14 protein-coding genes and 2 pseudogenes are annotated in these 19,120 nt (G+C 41.2%); 8 read left to right on the forward strand and 8 right to left on the reverse strand.

Annotated elements, in window-relative coordinates:
* Positions 1 to 19: 19 nt before the first annotated feature.
* From ACS72_RS01420 to ACS72_RS01430, 3 genes are read right to left on the reverse strand one after another with little or no spacing between them, the layout of a single operon-like run.
* The gene (locus ACS72_RS01420) at positions 20 to 535 is read right to left on the reverse strand and encodes a hypothetical protein (protein ID WP_048880993.1); all 516 of its coding nucleotides are present in this window, start codon (positions 533 to 535) and stop codon (positions 20 to 22) included.
* Positions 510 to 2,108, reverse strand: a complete 1,599-nt coding sequence (locus tag ACS72_RS18350; protein ID WP_184104273.1) for a hypothetical protein — start codon at positions 2,106 to 2,108, stop codon at positions 510 to 512. Before ACS72_RS18350 ends, ACS72_RS01420 begins: the two co-directional genes overlap by 26 nt.
* Entirely contained in the window at positions 2,108 to 4,969 is a 2,862-nt protein-coding gene (locus tag ACS72_RS01430) for a type VI secretion system Vgr family protein (RefSeq protein WP_048880994.1), read from the reverse strand. The genes ACS72_RS18350 and ACS72_RS01430 overlap by 1 nt, the downstream gene beginning before the upstream one ends.
* A 245-nt stretch (positions 4,970 to 5,214) precedes the next feature.
* On the opposite strand from ACS72_RS01430, the gene ACS72_RS01435 reads away from it, so the two are divergent.
* The 3 genes and pseudogenes from ACS72_RS01435 to ACS72_RS18580 all read left to right on the forward strand — a co-directional run bounded on the left by ACS72_RS01435 (position 5,215) and on the right by ACS72_RS18580 (position 8,848).
* On the forward strand, positions 5,215 to 6,369 hold the full coding sequence (locus ACS72_RS01435; protein ID WP_048880995.1) for a methionine aminotransferase: 1,155 nt from the start codon (positions 5,215 to 5,217) through the stop codon (positions 6,367 to 6,369).
* A 121-nt stretch (positions 6,370 to 6,490) separates the two neighbouring features.
* Positions 6,491 to 7,855: an MATE family efflux transporter gene (locus tag ACS72_RS01440; protein ID WP_048880996.1), complete on the forward strand. Its 1,365-nt coding sequence runs from the start codon at positions 6,491 to 6,493 to the stop codon at positions 7,853 to 7,855.
* 285 nt (positions 7,856 to 8,140) lie between these two features.
* A pseudogene (locus ACS72_RS18580) lies at positions 8,141 to 8,848 on the forward strand (NtaA/DmoA family FMN-dependent monooxygenase).
* A gap of 139 nt (positions 8,849 to 8,987) precedes the next feature.
* On the opposite strand, the gene ACS72_RS01450 reads toward ACS72_RS18580, so the two are convergent.
* Entirely contained in the window at positions 8,988 to 9,833 is an 846-nt protein-coding gene (locus ACS72_RS01450; protein ID WP_048880998.1) for an SDR family oxidoreductase, read from the reverse strand.
* Between the two features lie 220 nt (positions 9,834 to 10,053).
* On the opposite strand from ACS72_RS01450, the gene ACS72_RS01455 reads away from it, so the two are divergent.
* The 3 genes from ACS72_RS01455 (at position 10,054) to phoR (ending at position 13,037) form a co-directional block, all read left to right on the forward strand.
* Positions 10,054 to 10,731 (forward strand): TetR/AcrR family transcriptional regulator, encoded by a 678-nt coding sequence (locus ACS72_RS01455; protein ID WP_048880999.1) that lies wholly within the window; start codon positions 10,054 to 10,056, stop codon positions 10,729 to 10,731.
* A 212-nt stretch (positions 10,732 to 10,943) separates the two neighbouring features.
* Positions 10,944 to 11,654 carry a phosphate regulon transcriptional regulator PhoB gene (gene phoB / locus ACS72_RS01460; RefSeq protein WP_005220310.1) on the forward strand — a complete coding sequence of 237 codons (711 nt, stop codon included), beginning with the start codon at positions 10,944 to 10,946 and terminating at the stop codon, positions 11,652 to 11,654.
* Positions 11,655 to 11,678: 24 nt separating this feature from the next.
* The gene (phoR, locus tag ACS72_RS01465) at positions 11,679 to 13,037 is read left to right on the forward strand and encodes a phosphate regulon sensor histidine kinase PhoR (protein ID WP_048881000.1); all 1,359 of its coding nucleotides are present in this window, start codon (positions 11,679 to 11,681) and stop codon (positions 13,035 to 13,037) included.
* 57 nt (positions 13,038 to 13,094) lie between these two features.
* Here phoR and ACS72_RS01470 read toward each other — a convergent pair whose 3' ends face one another.
* The 3 genes from ACS72_RS01470 to ACS72_RS01480 form a co-directional block, all read right to left on the reverse strand.
* On the reverse strand, positions 13,095 to 13,742 hold the full coding sequence (locus ACS72_RS01470) for a glutathione S-transferase (protein WP_004814206.1): 648 nt from the start codon (positions 13,740 to 13,742) through the stop codon (positions 13,095 to 13,097).
* 122 nt (positions 13,743 to 13,864) lie between these two features.
* Positions 13,865 to 14,263, reverse strand: a complete 399-nt coding sequence (locus tag ACS72_RS01475) for an OsmC family protein (protein WP_005220317.1) — start codon at positions 14,261 to 14,263, stop codon at positions 13,865 to 13,867.
* A 30-nt stretch (positions 14,264 to 14,293) separates the two neighbouring features.
* Positions 14,294 to 15,241, reverse strand: coding sequence for a pirin family protein (locus tag ACS72_RS01480; RefSeq protein WP_048881001.1), 948 nt, complete (start codon positions 15,239 to 15,241; stop codon positions 14,294 to 14,296).
* A 490-nt stretch (positions 15,242 to 15,731) separates the two neighbouring features.
* Here ACS72_RS01480 and ACS72_RS01490 point away from each other — a divergent pair, with 490 nt between their 5' ends.
* Positions 15,732 to 17,036: a diguanylate cyclase gene (locus ACS72_RS01490; protein WP_048881003.1), complete on the forward strand. Its 1,305-nt coding sequence runs from the start codon at positions 15,732 to 15,734 to the stop codon at positions 17,034 to 17,036.
* A 198-nt stretch (positions 17,037 to 17,234) separates the two neighbouring features.
* A complete protein-coding gene (locus ACS72_RS01495; RefSeq protein WP_048881004.1) occupies positions 17,235 to 18,485 on the forward strand; it encodes a diguanylate cyclase in 1,251 nt (416 codons plus the stop codon).
* Here the strand turns inward: ACS72_RS01495 and ACS72_RS01500 are convergent.
* A pseudogene (locus ACS72_RS01500) lies at positions 18,486 to 19,004 on the reverse strand (restriction endonuclease); the annotation flags it as partial.
* Between the last annotated feature and the right edge of the window lie 116 nt (positions 19,005 to 19,120).

A 19,120-nucleotide genomic window follows, 5' to 3' on the forward strand; every position in this document is an offset into this window, starting at 1 on the left:
TTTTTTAATAGTTCGAAATTTATTTTTTATTAGAGATTTGTTTGCATATTTTTTTCTTTTCAACTTCATTTAAATTAAATATATAATTATCTACATAATACTTTAGGTCTTTTGAAAACTCTTTATTTAACTCAACATAGCAATTTTCAACAACTCCTTTTGGATAAATATTAACTGTAGTAGAGGTATTTATTCCCTTAACAACAATATTATTATTTTTTAAATACAGATTTGTTTGTATAGTAGTATTTCCTTGCTCAGAAAAACTAGTTATAACATTAAAATCAATATTATTTAATTTTCTAATTTTAGCATTTTCATAGTAGGATATCTCAGGATATTTTTTGCTATTTAATAATAAATAGTATACAGTCTCACCATAATCATTTTCATGCTCAGCTAAACAAATATTATTTTTCTCTAGTTTTATACAATTAGAGGCTTTTTTTCCATAAACTGAACATGATGAAATAATTAAAATAACACCATATAAACAGCTTGATTTTAACTTATTTTTTATTCTGACATAAATCATATTTCATTACCTTTTTTAATTTTTTCCAATACTCTATTCTTTCTGCTCTCCCATTTCCACCACCATTTACCCATAAACTTATTTTATTAATATCATCTTTATCTGCTTGTAAATTAATATCTGCTGTTTTTCCACTACGTAAAACAACTCCATTATTCCAATACCATCCAGCACTATCCATAGCTAAAAACAAATTAGAGGCAACTAAGTCAGGATATTTTTTATTTCGATCCAGACATTCATTTAAAGTTATTTTTTCTGGAAATACATCTTTATATTCAGAAATATTCTTAATTATAAAACTATAGTACCTTTTATAATTCTTTCTCCAAGTTAACTGCATAAATCCACGACCTTTATATCTAGGCCCGTCTCCAACCTGAGTATTTTCATTTTTTTCAGCATCAGTATGTTTGCCTGGATTAAGATAATTTCCACTTGCATATTCACTTGTAGTCCTAAATCGATCAGATTCCCAATATATTTGAGCTAAAAAATGGATCTTACGAATACATGTATTAATATTATATTTATTCATAGTACTATTTAGCACATCTAATAAAGCTTGATGGCTTTTATCACCAACTACTGAACATTGTCGATTTAAGATTGCAGTTGTACCTTTTAATATTTTCTCTGAATTTCGCATTCCTTTTAAAATTTCTAAAAACTCATTTAAAGTTAAACTTCGATTACAAGCACATTCTTTTTTATCTAATTTCTTTTCAATTTCAGGCTCATTAGGCTTTGTAGAGCTTGATGTTATGTCAACATCTAATTTTAATTTAATAGAATGATTATTTATATATCTTGCAGAGTAATTTTCTGGTTTTAAAGGTTCACCATCTGACTTAAATACTGTTATTTTTATTTTTTCTCCAACCATACTTTGGATTAATAATTTTCCATTAGAGGTATTTAAAATCTCTTTTTTACCACTTTCTAAATATAATATTTCGACTTTTGTATTTTCAACAATATAATCACTCTCTTCACTATCTATGATTTGGATATTTGATTTACTTATGAACATCTTATATGGTTCATCTAATTGAACTAAAATAGTTTCTTGTGAACCATTCCCTGAGTTTAGAGATTTTTTTAGAATAAACTTATCAGCAGAAGTTAAAACTAAAAACTCAATATCTCTGTATGGCGAGGATTGTACTTGTATAAATCCCTGTTCATCTGTTAATCGCTCAAAGTCTTTCCCTCCTTTAGGTCGAGTTTTGACAGGAAAGTTAGTCATTTCTTTTCCTTGACTATCTACAACTTTAAAAAGTGTAGTGACCAAACCAGGTTTAGGAAGTTTAATTCTTATCGGATTATCTTGTGAAGATTTAATAGAAGAATTTATTATTTTAAAAACCTGATAATCTTTTGTATTGAATGGCTTAGCTAAAATTTCCAAGGTACGATGTGGAGAAGCAGGAAATATAAAAAAACCATCTTTATCTGTTTTTTGCGGATTTTCTCTAGCTGAACCCTTATAGCGCGATTTTACTGGCAAATCTGGACAAGATTTTCCTGAGGCATCATAAAATTTTGATGTAATAGTAACTAACTTGCTCATTACTCTATATCCTCTTTTACATAAATCTCATCTTTGATTTCTCCTTCCTCTATATCATCAATTAACTCATCAATACCTTCATTATCTAACTCTTGAATTAGGAAAGTTTGTGAAGAATTAAATCCCAACGCTAAAAAATCTGTTTGTTGAGAAGTATAAAATCTCATAGTACTCAATTGATTTTTTTCATTTAATAAAGATTTCTTAGTTTTAATTAATGTTCCATTTTTCTTATCAACAATGAAAATTTCTTTTTCCCCCTCAGAATAGTCATCCCATTGGTAATTAATTTTATTACTAAATAAAGTTTCCATTTTTGGAAGACTGATTTTCTGTTCAACAATATTTTGACCTTTAGCAAATAAATGCTGCCCCGCTTTACACTCAAACTTTCCACCTGTTGTTCCAAAAATACCCTGTCCGTTAATTTTTAGCTGAGATCCGCCAGCAGTCAGCACAATCTCTTCTGGACTGATAATTTCAATCTGATCTTCAGTCGAAATAATTTTCACTTGCTTACGTGCAATAGCTTCAATTGCATCATCCTGTGCCTGAAACTCCACTTTGCCCTTTGCCGCAATGGCTTTTAATCCTTGTTGGGCTGCAAATAAGCTAATTTTGTCCTGAGCATGGGCAATTAAAGATTTCTGGGTTGAAAAATTGATGCTATCCGCGGCACTGTGGTTAATCTGTTTATCAGCCGATAAATGCAAATCTTCATTCGTTGAAAGTGCAATCGAATTTGGTGCACAAAGTACCATTAGCGCCTGTTTAAAGGTTTCAGCCTTACTTTGATCCTGCTGTTCAATTTGGTTCAGAAAATTTGTCAGATGATCAAGTGCCTCTAAAGGATCAGTTTGCTGGTTTTTAGAAACGTCACTTAAGGCCTTACTATTATTAAAACTTGATTCAAGCTGGCTTTTAGCCGGGCTACTATTTAAGTGGTTGGCATTAGCATTTTCCTGTTTATGCGTTGAAATTAGCAGGCCAGCCCCCGCCCTCACTGCTCCCCACTGATCCGTCCTAAGCTCAAATCCTTCACCACGCCCATCACTCACTTCATCTTCTTTAGGGTGGCTTAAATTTCCTAAATTTAGTTGGCTAGCCCCATGACTACTTTGTAGCTGTACACTAATCTGTCCGGTCGTATCATCAAAACGAAGCTGGTTAAAACCTTCACCATTTACCTCCTGAGAGCGGATACCGCTCAGTTTTTTGGTTAATGGCAGTTTGCCTTTGACATCAAACATCGTCTGATGCCGTTCAGCTTCATGAATACGACCCACCACAAATGGCCGGTCGACATCTCCCTCAAAGAAATCAATGACGACGATTTCCCCGATACGTGGATGGAATCTTGCCCCATAGCCTTCACCTGCCCACGGTGTCAACACATCTACCCAAGCCGAGTCGCTATCATTATCATTGGCACCAGCGCCACTATCATGTTGATGGTCATCACTACGGGTAAACAGGAAACGAACCTTGACCCGCCCCCATTCATCCACATAAATACTTTCACCCTCAGGTCCAACTACTTTCGCCCGCTGTGGATAGGCCATTGGCCGATGCTGTAATGGATGATATTCAGGTACGACAGGAATATGACGACGCACCAAATACAATTCATTACTCTGTCTTTCATCATCTAATACTTTCCAGCGGCTGGACTGTATTAAATGATCCAGCTGCAGCAAAATATCTTTGGGTAAATTATTCTGGTTATAGAAGTGTTTGCCCAAAATTAAAAATTCACGCTCATTAGCTGGATGTTGATCTATTTCAGGATGATCATGTAATTCAAACCAGTACCCAACTTGTGCATCACGCACACTACTACTGGCCTTAAAATATTTGGACTGCAAGGCATGGGACTGGTTTAGCTGCTGGCTGAGTTGATCCAGTTGAGCAGAACTGGCTGAAGTCGTTTGATCTTCTCCATTCAGGTCGCTGATCCAGGCCGGGCTAATGGTCCAGACATCTTCAAGATTCAGGCTTTGATTATCCTGTATTTCGCTATGCTGATGGCTACTGAGTAATAGCTGACTTTCACTCTGAGCCAGCTGATCCGCCTGCCAGCGCTGGGTTTGTACTAGGGTTGGATTTAAAGAGCGCTCTGCCAATAGACCAGTAATCGTGTCAAACGGTTCGGTGGCATGGCTACGATGAAAACGGATACTACGGCGCTTTAAAGCCTGAAAATGCGGCTGGTCATCAATCAAACGTAGAATTTGTGGCTGAATGGTCTGAGCTGAAACGGGGACTATGATTTCCTTTTCATCGATCAGCCAGTTCATGCCTTCACTACGCCATAAGCGGGTCAGAAACTCATAATCCGTTTCATTGGACTGCATCACAAAAGGTCGAACATCGTAGTCTCGTGACAAGGCAGAGACATCCAGGCTCAATCGTGCTGCAAATAAGGAGCTGCGAGCCTGCCATTCTTTAAATAAAATTTCACTAATATCCCGAACGCTTTTATTCATAAACACTCGGCTATTGCGGCGTTTATGCCATAAGGAAGTTGCATCCTGCAGGTTCAGTTTATACAGCGTCAAAGCTCCGTCGCTTTGTCCCTGGCTTGCCGCTGTAATCAGACCTGTCGTTCGAAATAATTCTCCACAGTCAGTCACCTGATCAACTGCAACCTGACAGCCAATAAATTGTTTTAAAGCGAGATTTGCATTGGTTGAAAGGCAGACCAGTTCTGCCTGTAAACCCTCATTAATCTGATGATGACCTTCAATGCGCTGAATAAAAACCTGTGTATTTAAAACCTGATTAGAAAACTGGATATGTAGGGCTCGTTTTTGCAGATTAAGCCCCAGACTCTCAAGGATGGTATGAATATTGTTTAGCATCTTATAGTTATTTTTAAGGAGTATTATGCAGCTGATTTTATGAAAATTGCCCCCTATACGTCCATCATGCTTCTTATTTCACATGATTTAACCATTAATTTATTACTCATCAGCTCTTTTATTGAGGTTTTAATCTTTTAATGTTTTATTGACAAAATGACTAATGATTTCTGTTATTTGTGCTCACAGAGCAGAATCGTTACTGCTACACTTTATGCTTATATCAATCAAAAGAGCGTTGTGACATGCTTGATCTCCAGTCCAAACTGCCCGACTTGGGCGTGACGATTTTCAGTACCATGTCTGCCCTTGCTCAGCAACTCGGGGCACTGAATCTTTCACAGGGTTTTCCCGATTTCCCTGCACCACCCGATTTGATTGAAGCTTTAGGACGAGCAAGCACATCCGGTTTTAATCAGTATGCACCTGGAGATGGTTTACCGTTATTACGCTCTTTGGTCGCTGATTTATATTTACAGCGTGATCAATTATCACTAGATCCTGCTCAGGAAATTACCATTACACCGGGCGCAACGATTGCAATCTTCTGCGCAATTCAGGCTGTAGTGCGTGCAGGTGAAGAAGTCATTATTTTTGACCCGAGTTATGACAGTTATGCGCCGACGGTACAGGTTTTAGGTGCTAAACCAATTCATCTCGCACTCCAGCATCCGGATTTTTCAGTGAACTGGAACCAGGTCAAGGATGCGATTAATGATCGCACCCGCATGATTATTGTAAATACCCCGCATAATCCTACTGGAAGTGTCTGGTCTAAAGCGGATTGGCAACAGCTGATTGAACTGATCCGTGACCGCAATATTGTGGTGCTCTCTGATGAAGTTTATGAACATCTGGTCTTTGATGATGTAAAACATTATTCAGCACTTTCCTTCCCGGAATTACGTGAACGCAGTTTTGTGATTGGTTCCTTTGGCAAAACCTTCCATGTCACCGGCTGGAAAACCGGCTTCTGTGTAGCTACCCCGGCCTTAATGAAATTGTTCCGTCAGGTATACCAATTTGCCAGCTTTTGTGGTGTAACACCTGTACAAGTGGCACTGGCCGAATATTTACAACAGCATCCTGAGCATATTCCCCAGCTTTCAGCCTTCTATCAGGCCAAACGGGATTTGTTTAATTCATCCATTCAGAATTCACGTTTTCAGTGGAGACCATCACAGGGGACTTACTTCCAGAATCTGGATTACAGCAAAATTCGACCAGATTTAGATGATGTTGCTATGTGTCAGTATTTGGCCCATCAACATGGGATCGTGGCGATTCCGGTATCAGTATTTTATAAACAGCCGCCAAAAGATTTACGTTTGCTGCGTTTCTGTTTTGCCAAAAAAGAACAAACTTTGCTGCAAGCGGGCGAAATTCTTTCCAAAGTTTGATTTAAATATTTAAAGACTTACATAGCTTCAGCCTTAGTTACCTAAAAGCTAAGGCTATTTTTCTGCAAATTTCCGATAATTATTTTTTCTCCCTTTCTAATAATCAAGAACAGGATGTCTTATGGCACAGCAAGCATTGGTTCAGCAGCAAAGTCTATGGAAAACATTTTTTATTTTCCTGTTGCCGCTGGTTGTGACCAATATCCTGCAAAGTTTGTCCGGTACGATTAATACGATTTTTGTGGGGCAAATGCTGGGCGTACATGCCATTGCTGCAGTTGCGGTTTTTTTCCCAATTCTGTTCTGCTTGATGGCTTTTGTAATTGGCTTGTCCGCAGGTTCAACCGTTTTAGTAGGACAGGCTTGGGGAGCAAAAAATCTGGAAAAAGTCCGCTGTGTTATTGGTTCTACCCTGTTTATGACCCTAATTGGCGGTAGCCTGATTGCATTTTTTGGGGTGATTTTTGCAGAGAAGATCCTGCTGCTGCTTGGAACCGATCCCGATGTGATGCATCTGTCTCTGCCTTATGTGCAATGGATGCTTGCTGGTAGCCCGCTGATTTTTATTTATATTATTTATACTTCAATTCTGCGTGGTGTGGGTGACAGCACGACGGCCTTATTTGCCTCAGCCCTGACGATTGGAGTCGGTCTGGTGGTGACACCTGTTCTGATTGCCGGTTATTTCGGTTTCCCGAAAATGGGGATTATCTCGCCTGCTATTGCAACTATTCTTGGTAACATAGCAGTCCTGTTATTTTTAGCCCTATATTTAAATTATAAACAACATCCACTTAAGCTAGATTGGGCTTTACTAAAGCATATCCGTCATCATCCCGGCTTAAGCAAAATTATTCTGCGCTTGGGCATTCCTACCGGTGTTCAGATGATTACTACTTCAGCTGCAGGTTTGGTGATTGTCGGTCTGGTCAACCGTTATGGTGCGGAAGCTACAGCAGCTTATGGTGCAGTAAATCAGGTGCTGAATTATATCCAGTTCCCTGCACTTTCCATTGCGATTGCTGCTTCCGTTTTTGGTGCCCAAGCAATTGGTGCGGGTAAAAATGACTTACTCAATAAAGTAACACGTACGGCCCTGAGTATGAATATCCTGTTTACCGGTAGTCTGGTGGTGTTGGCCTATCTATTCTCTAAATATCTGATGGCACTGTTTATTACTGATCCGCAAGTTGTAGTATTGGGTCAGCAGCTATTATTTATTGTACTTTGGTCAATTCTGTTCTTTGGTGCCAGTGCGATTTTTGCTTCGATTATGCGAGCCAGCGGCACAGTGACCGTACCGATGATTATCAATATTATCGCCATCATCGCAATTGAAGTTCCGGCAGCCTATCTATTCAGCCATTGGTGGGGGCTGCAAGGCATCTGGTATGGTTATGCCTTGGCTTTTGTCTGCCTGTGCATCATGCAAGGCTTGTATTACCAGTTTGTCTGGAAAAAGAAAACCATTGAAGCGCTGATTTAACAGTAGCTTAAGTATGTATAAATTTAAAACTTATCTATTTTTAAAGTAAATACATCTCGTCCTTATGCCTATTCCATATTCATTATAAGGATTTAATTTTATCGTATTTTTAAACTCGATTATTCCTTGTTATAAATCTGGTGAAATACAGGATAACAACAGGATTTCAGCATATCTCAACGACAAATTAAACTGGGTGCCTTCATTCCAACGACGTCGCGACATGCAGCTGGTTGGCGGCATCAAGCGTCCCGGCCCCAAGATCATTTAAGCCTTGATTATGCAATTGAACTAGCAAAGACTGCTGAACGTGGCCTGTTTGATGCTTATTTTCTTGCCGATGGTTTGGCTGTTAATTGGAGTCATGGCGCTTCTAAGCATAATAAAAATGTAGGTTATAGTGACAAAGTTGTTGGGTTTGAACCCTTGACCTTATTTGCGGCTATTTCAGCAGTCACCAAAAATATTGGCTTTATTGCCACTGCATCGACCACCTATGAAGAACCCTATCTATTAGCACGTAAATATGCCTCTTTAGACCATATTAGTAGGGGTCATGCTGCATGGAATGTTGTGACGACTATCTCTGCTGAAACTGCGCGTAACTTTGGTTTTAGTACACATCCAGATGCCAAAGTCCATTATGAACGCGCGGATGAATTTATTGAAGTCGTGCAGAAACTCTGAGATTCCTGGGAAGATGATGCCTTCCTCTACGATAAAGAAAGTGGTCATTTTTTTGAGGCCGCTAAACAGCATGAACCGCTTCATCAAGGAAAATATTTTAATGTCCAAGGCGCACTAAATGTCTCTCGTCCACCGCAAGGCTATCCGGTGATTGTGCAGGCAGGTCAGTCTGAAGATGGGCGTGAACTGGCAGCGAAATATGTCGAAGTGATTGTCACAGCCCAACAAAGTTTCACGGATGCCCAGGCTTTTTACCGTGATGTTAAAGGCCGCTTAGCTAAATATGGTCGTCATGCGGTGACTTAAAAGTGATGCCAGACGTATCGGTATTTGTCGCCAAGACCGAACAGGAAGCCAAAGAAAAATTATTGCTAGTCTTTCATTTCTTAAATTTAAATATAAAAAGTCCGCAGAAGCGGACTTTAATTTCATAAATTTTAATAATTTAAGCTGATTTCTTAGATTTACCTAACTTAGTGGCAAAAGCTGTGACCTTCTGATACCCCGTTGGTAAAATACGTTGGATTAAATCGATCGCTTTGGCATCATTACCAATCAATAAACGGCGTTTGTCTTTTTGAACGGCCTCCAAAATCTGACGCGCTGCTTCTTCAGGCGGACAACGCAATAATTTATTGAAGCTACGCGCAGACTTTTCAGGGCTCATCCCTAAAGCCCTGAGGCTGTCATTCATTTTTGCGGCATTGGCAATATTGGTACGAATTCCCCCCGGATGCACGCAGAGTGCGCTTACACCACAATTTTCAATATCCAGTTCTTGACGTAAAGACTCAGTAAAACCACGCACTGCAAACTTGGTGGCATTGTAGGCAGACTGGGTTGGCTGCGCAGTCAGTCCAAATAAACTCGAAATATTCACCACATGACCATCGCCGGTCTTTTTAATGCGTGGCAAGAATTCTTTGGTGCCATACACCACGCCCCAGAAGTTGATCCCCACGATCCACTCGAGTTCGTCATAAGATGCGCCTTCCACTGTTGACCCCAAAGCGACCCCAGCATTATTGAAGATCATGTTGATACTGCCATGATCCTGCTGGACTTTTTCCGCCCATGCACGGACTTCTTCCAAATTGGCAACGTTGACCTTGTCGAGGGTGGCACGCACGCCCATGTCTTTAATCAGTTCAAGTGTTTTAAGTAAACCTTGTTCATTCACATCACTTAATGCCAGATGACAGCCCTGTTTCGCCAAAAGTACAGCTAACTGCTGACCAATGCCCGAACCTGCACCGGTAATCGCTGCAACTTTATTATTAAAATTTTTCATAAGTTTCCCTTATTGATGAAACTGCCTGCCCAGACAGCATTTCTTGTTCTGTCGTGCTTCATGCAGCAATTCTCTCCAATATAGTTTTGACAATACCCATTGTCAATCATGATGACTTATCTGTTCAGGACAATCCAGGTTGGTGATCAACAACATAGGTCTAAATGCAATTTATTGGTAAGATATTCAAAATTTCGGTGCTTATGAGCTTAATCATTCTATGATCAATTCGGCAATTCCTGTGGAAAAACAACAAAAAACGATGACGAAGGAACGTCAGTTTAAGGGACTGTCTATGGCTGAACGCCAGCAGGCACGCCGGGAAAAGCTGATTGAAGCGGGTATTCAAGCGTATGGCACGCATGGCTTTTTTTCTGTAACCGTCAAAGATATCTGTACTGAAGCCAAACTGACCGAACGCTATTTCTATGAATCATTTAAGAAAAGTGAGCATCTGTTTCAAACTATTTTTCTAAAACTGATCGATGAATTGCAGCAAAATGTCATGCAAGCCATGATGCAGGCTTCCTCTGATCCTAAAAAGATGATCGAAGCTGGTCTGACTGCCCTGCTCACTACATTGCGTGATAATCCACGTATGGCCCGGATTATTTATATCGATGCCATGCTGGTCCAGGAACTGCATAATCAGGCCACCATTCACGAAACCATGGGCCGTTTTGACCGCATGATTCAGGCCTTTGTCATGCTGATGATGCCGAACCTGAGCCGTTCCGAACAGGAAATTTCTCTGGTATCCACGGGCTTAAATGGTTATGTCACCCAGATTGCCATTCGCTGGGTCATGAGCGGTTTTAAACAGTCCATGGAGGAGGTCCTGTCCTCGTGCAGTATTGTATTTTTGGCACTTTTTGAATCTTTTTCAGATAAGAAATAATGTTTAGCGCAATTATTTCTTAATTTATTTTCTATTTTTCAATCAATTGTTATTACAGATATTTTTCCTCTATCAAGTAACTTAAATTGTCACAAATCTTTGCGAAAGCAGGGCAAATATCCCTTTCTGCAATGATACTGTCATAATTAATCTTTGTAATAGGCTCGTCATAAATATAAAACGGTCCACCGTTGACTTATAGGAAATGCGCTGTGAAAGATGACTACATTTTAATCGTCGATGATGAGCTTCCAATTCGGGAAATGATCCATACGGCACTGGATATGGCTGGCTTCAATTGTTTAGAAGCAGAAGATGCCAAACAGGCTCATCAAATGATTGTGGATCAGCGTCCAGCCTTGATCCTGTTGGACTGGATGATGCCCGGTGGAGTGAGCGGTGTAGACTTATGCCGTCGCCTTAAACGCGATGAAACCCTGTTAGAAATTCCAGTCATTATGCTCACTGCACGAGGCGAAGAAGATCATAAGGTTCAAGGTCTGGATGCCGGTGCAGATGACTACATGACCAAGCCATTTTCTACCCGTGAACTGGTATCCCGTATCAAAGCCGTACTGCGCCGTACCAATAGCCTGAACGGTGAAAAAAGTATTGAAGCCAATGGCCTGTTACTCGATCCTGCAAGCCAGCGTGTCAGCTTTAATGATACTATTCTGGATATGGGGCCGACTGAATACCGCCTGCTGGCCTTCTTCATGACCCATCCAGAACGTGCCTATACCCGTGCCCAGCTCCTGGATCAGGTGTGGGGTGGCAATGTGTATATTGAAGACCGAACCATTGACGTGCATATCCGACGCCTGCGCAAAGTGCTGGAGCCATATGGCGCCGACCGTTTTGTACAGACTGTACGCGGAACCGGCTATCGCTTTTCGACCCGTATTGATGTTGCACTCGGCTAATTTGACTTAGGTAAATCCTGCTTTATGTATAGACCCTACCCTGTTCCTGAAATGGCCCGTGGGCATAAACTGCCAAGCTCCAATAGCTTATGGGACTTTGCCAAGCAGGATTTACGCCTTCTGGCCTTCTTCCTGTTGATCGGCAGCCTGATTGGTTTCGGGATCGGGTATTTCTGGGTCTGTATCGTACTGGCTTTTGTAGCATTCTTTGTCACACAAATCCGTTCCCTATATTTGGTCAATGACTGGATTTCCAATCGTCCTTATGACGTACCACCTAAGATCAATGGCATCTGGGGTGCCCTGCTCTTTAATGTCTATCAGGCCCAGCGTCAGGAACGCATTGTACAGGCGGAAATGGTCGAGCTGATTGATCGTGCCCAGTCTTCTCTAGGCGCGCTACAGGAAGCCGTGGTACTGATCGATGAAAATCAGCAGATTGAATGGTGGAATCCCGCAGCTGAACGTCTGCTCGGCATCAGTGCTGAAGATAAAAGCCGTAATATTCTGAGTTTACTCTCTCAGCCAAATTTCGTTGATTATTATCATCATATTGATGATGCGCCTGACGGTCTCAAGATGCAATCTTCGATCTTTGAAGACCATTATGTACAGGTCAAGATGACCCGCTTTGGGGGTGAAAGCCATCTTTTGGTCGCTTATGATGTGACCCGGATGCATAATCTAGAACAGATGCGCAAAGACTTTGTCGATAACATCTCGCATGAGTTACGCACGCCTTTAACGGTGCTCAGCGGCTATATCGAAACCTTTACCGATCAGGAAGATATCAGTCCACGCTGGAAACGTGCCTTTGACCAGATGCAATCCCAGACCCGGCGTATGAATGCCTTGGTCAATGACTTGTTACTACTGTCTCGTCTGGAAAATGACGAAAATATTGCCAAGAACCAGATTATCGACATGCCCAATCTGATGAACCAACTATTTGATGATGCTCAGGCCTATAACGTGGATTATGGTCATACGCTGAACCTAGATATTGACAGTCATTGTGATCTGATTGGTTCCGATATGGAAATTGCCAGTGCTTTCAGCAACCTGATCACCAATGCGATTAAATACACGCCAAAAGGCGGTACGGTCACCATGGGCTGGCATGATGATGGTGAATCGGCTTACTTTGTGGTGGAAGATACCGGGATCGGGATTGACCCGAAACACGTGCCGCGTCTGACTGAACGGTTCTATCGCGTCGATTCTGACCGTAGCCGACGTACTGGCGGTACAGGTCTTGGACTCGCGATTGTAAAACATGTACTGATGCAGCATCAGGCACAGCTAAAAATTGATTCTCGTGAAAATCAGGGCTCTACTTTTAAAGTGATTTTCCCGAAGGAACGCTTAAGCTTCCCGGACTGATTGAAACCTTATCTCAATAAAAAGGTGCCTTTTGGCACCTTTATTTTTAATGGCTTGTTAACTCAATACTTCTTCTTTGGACATGGCCCGGAAATAGGCAGGACGATGAGATAAGCGTTCCAGATAGGCTTCAATCGCCGGATAACGTTTACCCGTACGGGTCTGAATGGCATCTAATGGGAAACTCATCTGAATATCAGCAAAACTAAATCGACCGGCAAAATATTCATGCTCGCTCAGGTAGTCTTCCAAATATTGAATATGATCTTTAAGACGCGGCTGTACAAATTTACTTTTAATTCCACTGGTAATCTGTCGCGCCATAGGACGCAGCAAAAATGGTGTGTGCTTCTCAACGGAATTCATGACCAGATGCATAACCAGCAACGGCATCAGTGAGCCTTCGGCATAATGCATCCAGTACCGGTACTGCTGTTTGGTAGTAGAATTGAGCGGCTGAAACTCCATACCCACATCATAAGTTTCCTGCAAATATTGTAAGATTACCGCAGATTCTACCAGCACCTGATCACCATCAATCAGGATTGGCGCCTTCCCCAATGGATGGATCATCTTCAACTCTGAAGGGGCAGAAAAGTTAGGCAGCCGTTTATGGAACTTGATTTCATAATCTAGCCCCAATTCTTCCAATGCCCATAAAATACGGAACGATCGGGACTGCTCAAGATGGTGTAGGATACGCATGTTAGACTCTTTTGTTATTGTCGTGTTATTGCCGCTTCAGCATAACAAAAAGTGTCTGGTTTCGGTGAAATGCTTTACGAATTATATTACATTTCAATCAGCCTTCTTTACATATAGCGAGATCAAAGTAAGGTAGTTCGAATTTCCAGACTCCGTAGCAAAGTTTTGGTCACTGGCGTTTTTTGACAAATTTCCAGAATTTTTAGCCGCAATGTTTCATCTAACGGATTTTGAAAACTTAAACGTCGTTCAATCCATTCCTGCCCTTCCCGATTGGCAAAGAAATCGGCTTCAACCTGAAACTCCCCCAGCTCCAGATCTTTATGGCTGGCATACATACGCAAGCTAATCATGGTGCAGGAAATCAAGCCTGCCAGCAGAAAATCATAAGGTGCGGGACCACGATCCTGACCACCAAAAGCTTCCGGCTTATCTGTCAGATATTGGTGATTGCCATGACTGATCTGTCCCTGCCATGGTGTTTCCAGACTATGTACACGAGCACTTGCAAGCATGGCCATTTCTTCTTCCTTATTTTATTGATGATCCATTTATTTTGAAGGACGCATATGGCCCGGGAAAGCAGGGGCTTCAAGTCGTGGTCCCTCGTAGGCAGGAATCGAGCCAAATCGTTCATGCTCTGCAATCCATTGCTCACGTGCCATTTTCAATTCTTCAGTCGTGCGGCCAACAAAGTTCCACCATAGTAAAATCGGGCTTTCAAAAGGTTCGCCCCCCAGCAACAGTACACGGCTTCCGGCATGAATCTCGACATGTACCCGATCCAGCCCCGGTTCCAGAATCACCATATTATCTTCAGTCAGTTCATGTCCGTTGATACTGGCCGTCCCTTCCAGTACCAGAAAACCATATTCAAATTTCGGATGAAGCGGTAATACTGCCTGGGTACTGTCTGCCGCATACAGATCCACCCCGAGCAGTTCACTATGTACCTTTACTGGTGATATAGCCTTAAGATATTCCCCGACCAGTACCGTGAACTCAATGCCTTGATCTTCAACCACAGGTAATTCCGGATAATGATCAAACGCGGGTGCCATATTGACCATATCATCTGGCAAAGCGATCCAGAGCTGTGCGGCATGCATCTTGGTTTCTGTTTCAGGTGCAACTTCAGAATGGGAAATGCCATAACCAGCCGTCATCAGATTGACCTGACGCGGACGTAGTAACTGCGCACTGCCTAGACTGTCACGATGCATCATGGTGCCTTCAATCATCCAGGTAAAAGTCTGCAGACCAATATGTGGATGTGGTCCTACATCTAGGCCGTCTCCCTGCGGGAAATGAGCAGGTCCGGCATGATCCAGAAAACACCATGCCCCGATCATCCGTTTATACCGGCTTGGTAACGCACGCTTGATCACTGTTCCCTGACCAATTTCAGCACGGCGTAATGGAAATTCTGCAATAAACTGATTGACGTATTTCGTGCAATCATCTGAATTGAAAAGTTCGATATCATTATTATTCGACATGTTCTGGCTCACTCGGCTGGGTCAAAAGATCATAGCAATTCAGATCGGTAAAAAGAGTGCTACTTTCAGGATTGTGCTTGTCATATTTGCAACAATCTTTAACTTCAACGGTCTGATCTGTACTTGATCTGATTTCTTGTTTTCATGGGTACTCCAAATCTTGAATCTATCCTTAAAATTCGAGGTCGCAATTAGGTAAAGATCACCCAAACCTTTTTTAGCATTTTTCATTTTAATAAGGTGAGGTTTACACATACTGCAACAAACAATTATCTCGGATTGTTTCACGTGAAACAGGCTTATATTTATTTTTTTGTACATTAAATCAAATAATTAATTCAATAATACCTAAGTTTTGGCTTTCTCCTTTCACAGAAAAAATGTTTTGTTACTTTTTCCTTCTCCATGCGTCGCAATCTATCCGTTTGACCATAGATTCCTGACCCCAAAATTTGCTCATAATATGTGCGAATTTTTAATGGATTGAAAAATGACGATTGCCGATGGCAGGATGCATGCAAATATGCAGGCTTCCTTGCAGAGTCTTAATCGGCATTCTTCGGAACAACTGCAACCTTCCGAGAATGACCTGAAGAACCGTCAAGTGCTAGAAGATGCACTTGTGGATCGGTACGCCCGTATTCCTGTCCAATTTCTACCCCATTTTTATGACTATCTGTACCGGCATAACTACCATAGTCTGCGCCAGATCCACTTACTGGCACAGTTGGTGTTCCTGCTATATTTCTTTGCCGATATCTTTATTATCCCCGACCTGATGATGGTTTCTGGGTTTACTCGGGTGATTTTGGTCTTAGCTTTCTGGATCGTCTGTGAACTGTTATTTCAATACAGCCAGAACATTCGCTTGCTCGATCTGATCCTGCCGATAGGGACTACGCTTTGTACTGGAGTATGGATCCTGCTCCTGCTCTCTTCTACCAGCCTACATGTAGAAAATTACTTATATGCTGCATCCATTTTTATTCTGATTGCCAATCTCTGCATCAAGGTTCAATTTAGGGCTGCACTATATTGTTCAATCCTAATCAGCCTGCTGGTCCTGATAGCAATAACGCAGCTAATGACGTTATCGGAAGCTTTTATCTTTATGGTCGTGTTCAGCCCAGTGTTGCTGTTTAGCCTGTATTTTAACTGGAATAATATCTTGCATACCCGTCGTGCATTTATCCGTACTTTATTAGATGAATGGAACTACCATATGGTGCGTAATCTCGCCCATACTGATGAACTGACTCAGCTCTATAACCGCCGGCATTTTGTTAATCTGGCAGAAAACTGTATTCATGACTGGCCAAGATATTCAAGCACCTGTCTGCTGATGTTTGATGTGGACCATTTCAAGCAGATCAATGATAGTTATGGGCATGATGTCGGGGATCGGGTACTACAATTAATTGCAGATACAGCGCGTAAGGAAATGCGCCATAGTGATGTACTGGCACGCTTTGGTGGTGAGGAATTTATTATTTTGCTGTCCGATACACAGTTGCAGGATGCTTTGGTAATTGCCGAGCGCATTCGTAATTCGATTCAGCAGCAGTATCTCTATGCCCGGCCTGAGCTGGTACTGAAATTTACAGTTTCGATTGGTATTGCTGAGTTAGAGTCCCATACTCAGGACCTGGATGATCTGATTAAAAAAGCGGATGTGGCGCTTTATGCTGCCAAGAAGAGTGGACGTAACCGGATTGAAGTGTATCGTCCAGATATGAGTTCACCGTTTCAATCTGATTTACAGAATTTTTATACTGAAAAATATATTAACTTATGAACAGTCATAGAGGTGACTTAAACGTATAGACAGTCAATCCAGCCTATCTCCTTTGTTGCTTTGTACTCACTCTCCCTTTTTTGTAACCGAAAATATTTATTCTAGATGACTACTTTTAAAGTGAATTTTTAAGGAATAGAATAAAATTTATACAAAACTTAATATATAAAAAATTTTATTTTTTATGGGGAAGGCTGAATGCCACAGGAATATCATAAGGAGTCACGCCTTCTGATTCAGCAGGCGCTTAAAGATCCTCTGGTGTGTATTCCTCAGCCATTAAAATCTGCCTATTATTCTCATCAGAAAAAGCTGCATCTGAGATATCTGCTTCAGGTGAATCTGTTTGCACAGTTTGCTTATGCTTCCTATACCCTTGCAGATATTTATGTACTGCGTGACATCCACACCCTGTTGCTTGTAACCAAACTGGGTTTTACCTCAGTCATGACCCTGATCACGGTCTGGATGTACCAGCATAGCCGGAATTTACCACTCTTTGATCTATTGCTACCCACTTCGATTATTGGTGCCAGTGCGGTCTGGTTTTTTAATTTAAATCAGTCAGAAAGTGCTTATAACCTGATCTATCAATATTCCTCTCTGGTCTTTATCGTTCTGGCAAATTTAAGTGTACATATCCGTTTCAGACCTTCCCTGACCATCTCGGTCCTGATTACCCTCATGATCTATATTGGTGTGTATTTAAATGTTAAAGGTGATCTGCAACAGCTGGTTCTGTTTTCTCTGATTTATTTGCCGGTGCTAAGTTTTAGTATCTATATCAGCTGGAATTCAACGCTTAAATCTCGGATTGTATTTTTACAACATACCTTGAACGAATATAACCGTCAGGCTTTTGAGTATATGGCGCATACCGATTCCCTAACAGGATTAAATAATCGCCGCTTTTTTGAATATTTGGCTCAGCAACATCTAACACATAGGCTTGAAGAAGGAACACCGAGTCCTAGTTCATTAATCGTGTTTGACGTCGATCATTTTAAAAAGATTAATGATAACTATGGTCATGATATTGGTGACCAGGTACTGCAAATCATTGCGAAAACAGCTCAAAGTGAAATGCGAAATACTGATATTCTGGCGCGCTACGGCGGGGAAGAGTTTATTGCCCTGCTTCCTGATACGCATCTGGATGATGCTCTAAAAATTGCCGATTGTTTAAGGCAGCGCATTGAACAGACCGAAGTGTTTCTTGATCAAGTTCAATCCTTAAAATTCACCATTTCAGTGGGTGCGGCGATCTTGGAAACCTGTGAAACGGACCTGTATACCGTAATTAAACAGGCGGATATTGCGCTGTATCAGGCCAAGGCCAACGGACGGAACCGAGTAGAGCAGTATGACCCTTTAACCAGTCCTAATGTCGTACTGCTGTCACAAGGCTCGTGGAATAAGGATCGGGCAATTAAAATCTTAGGAACCTAGTTAAAAGATATCTTCATCGAAACGGTCTTGATCGATTTTATAAATATGAAAGCTCCGTTCGATCTGTATGCCTAAACCAAATTCAATCATTAAGGATGTGAGCTTGTCTCCATCAATCAAAACAATGCCTGATTTCTTTGCGGACTCAATAGCTTCTTTACTGAAATTAGAAGTGGTAATAAATACACCTTTCTTGGCAACTTGATCTGCCAAAGCACCTTTGAATTGTTGAATCTCAGGACGACCAACTGTATTTTCCCAACGCTTGGCTTGAATATAGATTTTATCTAGACCTAATCTATCTTCACTAATAATACCATCTACTCCCCCATCATTCGTTTTGCCAATTGCTTGAGCCGCGTCCTGATGTGATCCACCATAACCCATTGCCACAAGAAGATCGACTACAAGCTGCTCAAAGAACTTTGGTGTTTTCTCTTTAATAAGTTGTAAAAGTTCTGCTCTAATATTTGACTTCAATAATTCTGTTGTATTTTGAATAGTTTCTTCAGGAGTCTGCTTACCTTCTAGGGCGTGTCCTCATTTGGCTTTACACCAAATAAACATGCAAGCAATGTAAATCATAGACTGGTAATTTCGTGCAAGCTTATCAAATCGGGTTGCAATCGCTCGGA

This window comes from Acinetobacter sp. VT 511 (genome assembly GCF_001077515.1).
Taxonomy (GTDB): domain Bacteria; phylum Pseudomonadota; class Gammaproteobacteria; order Pseudomonadales; family Moraxellaceae; genus Acinetobacter; species Acinetobacter schindleri.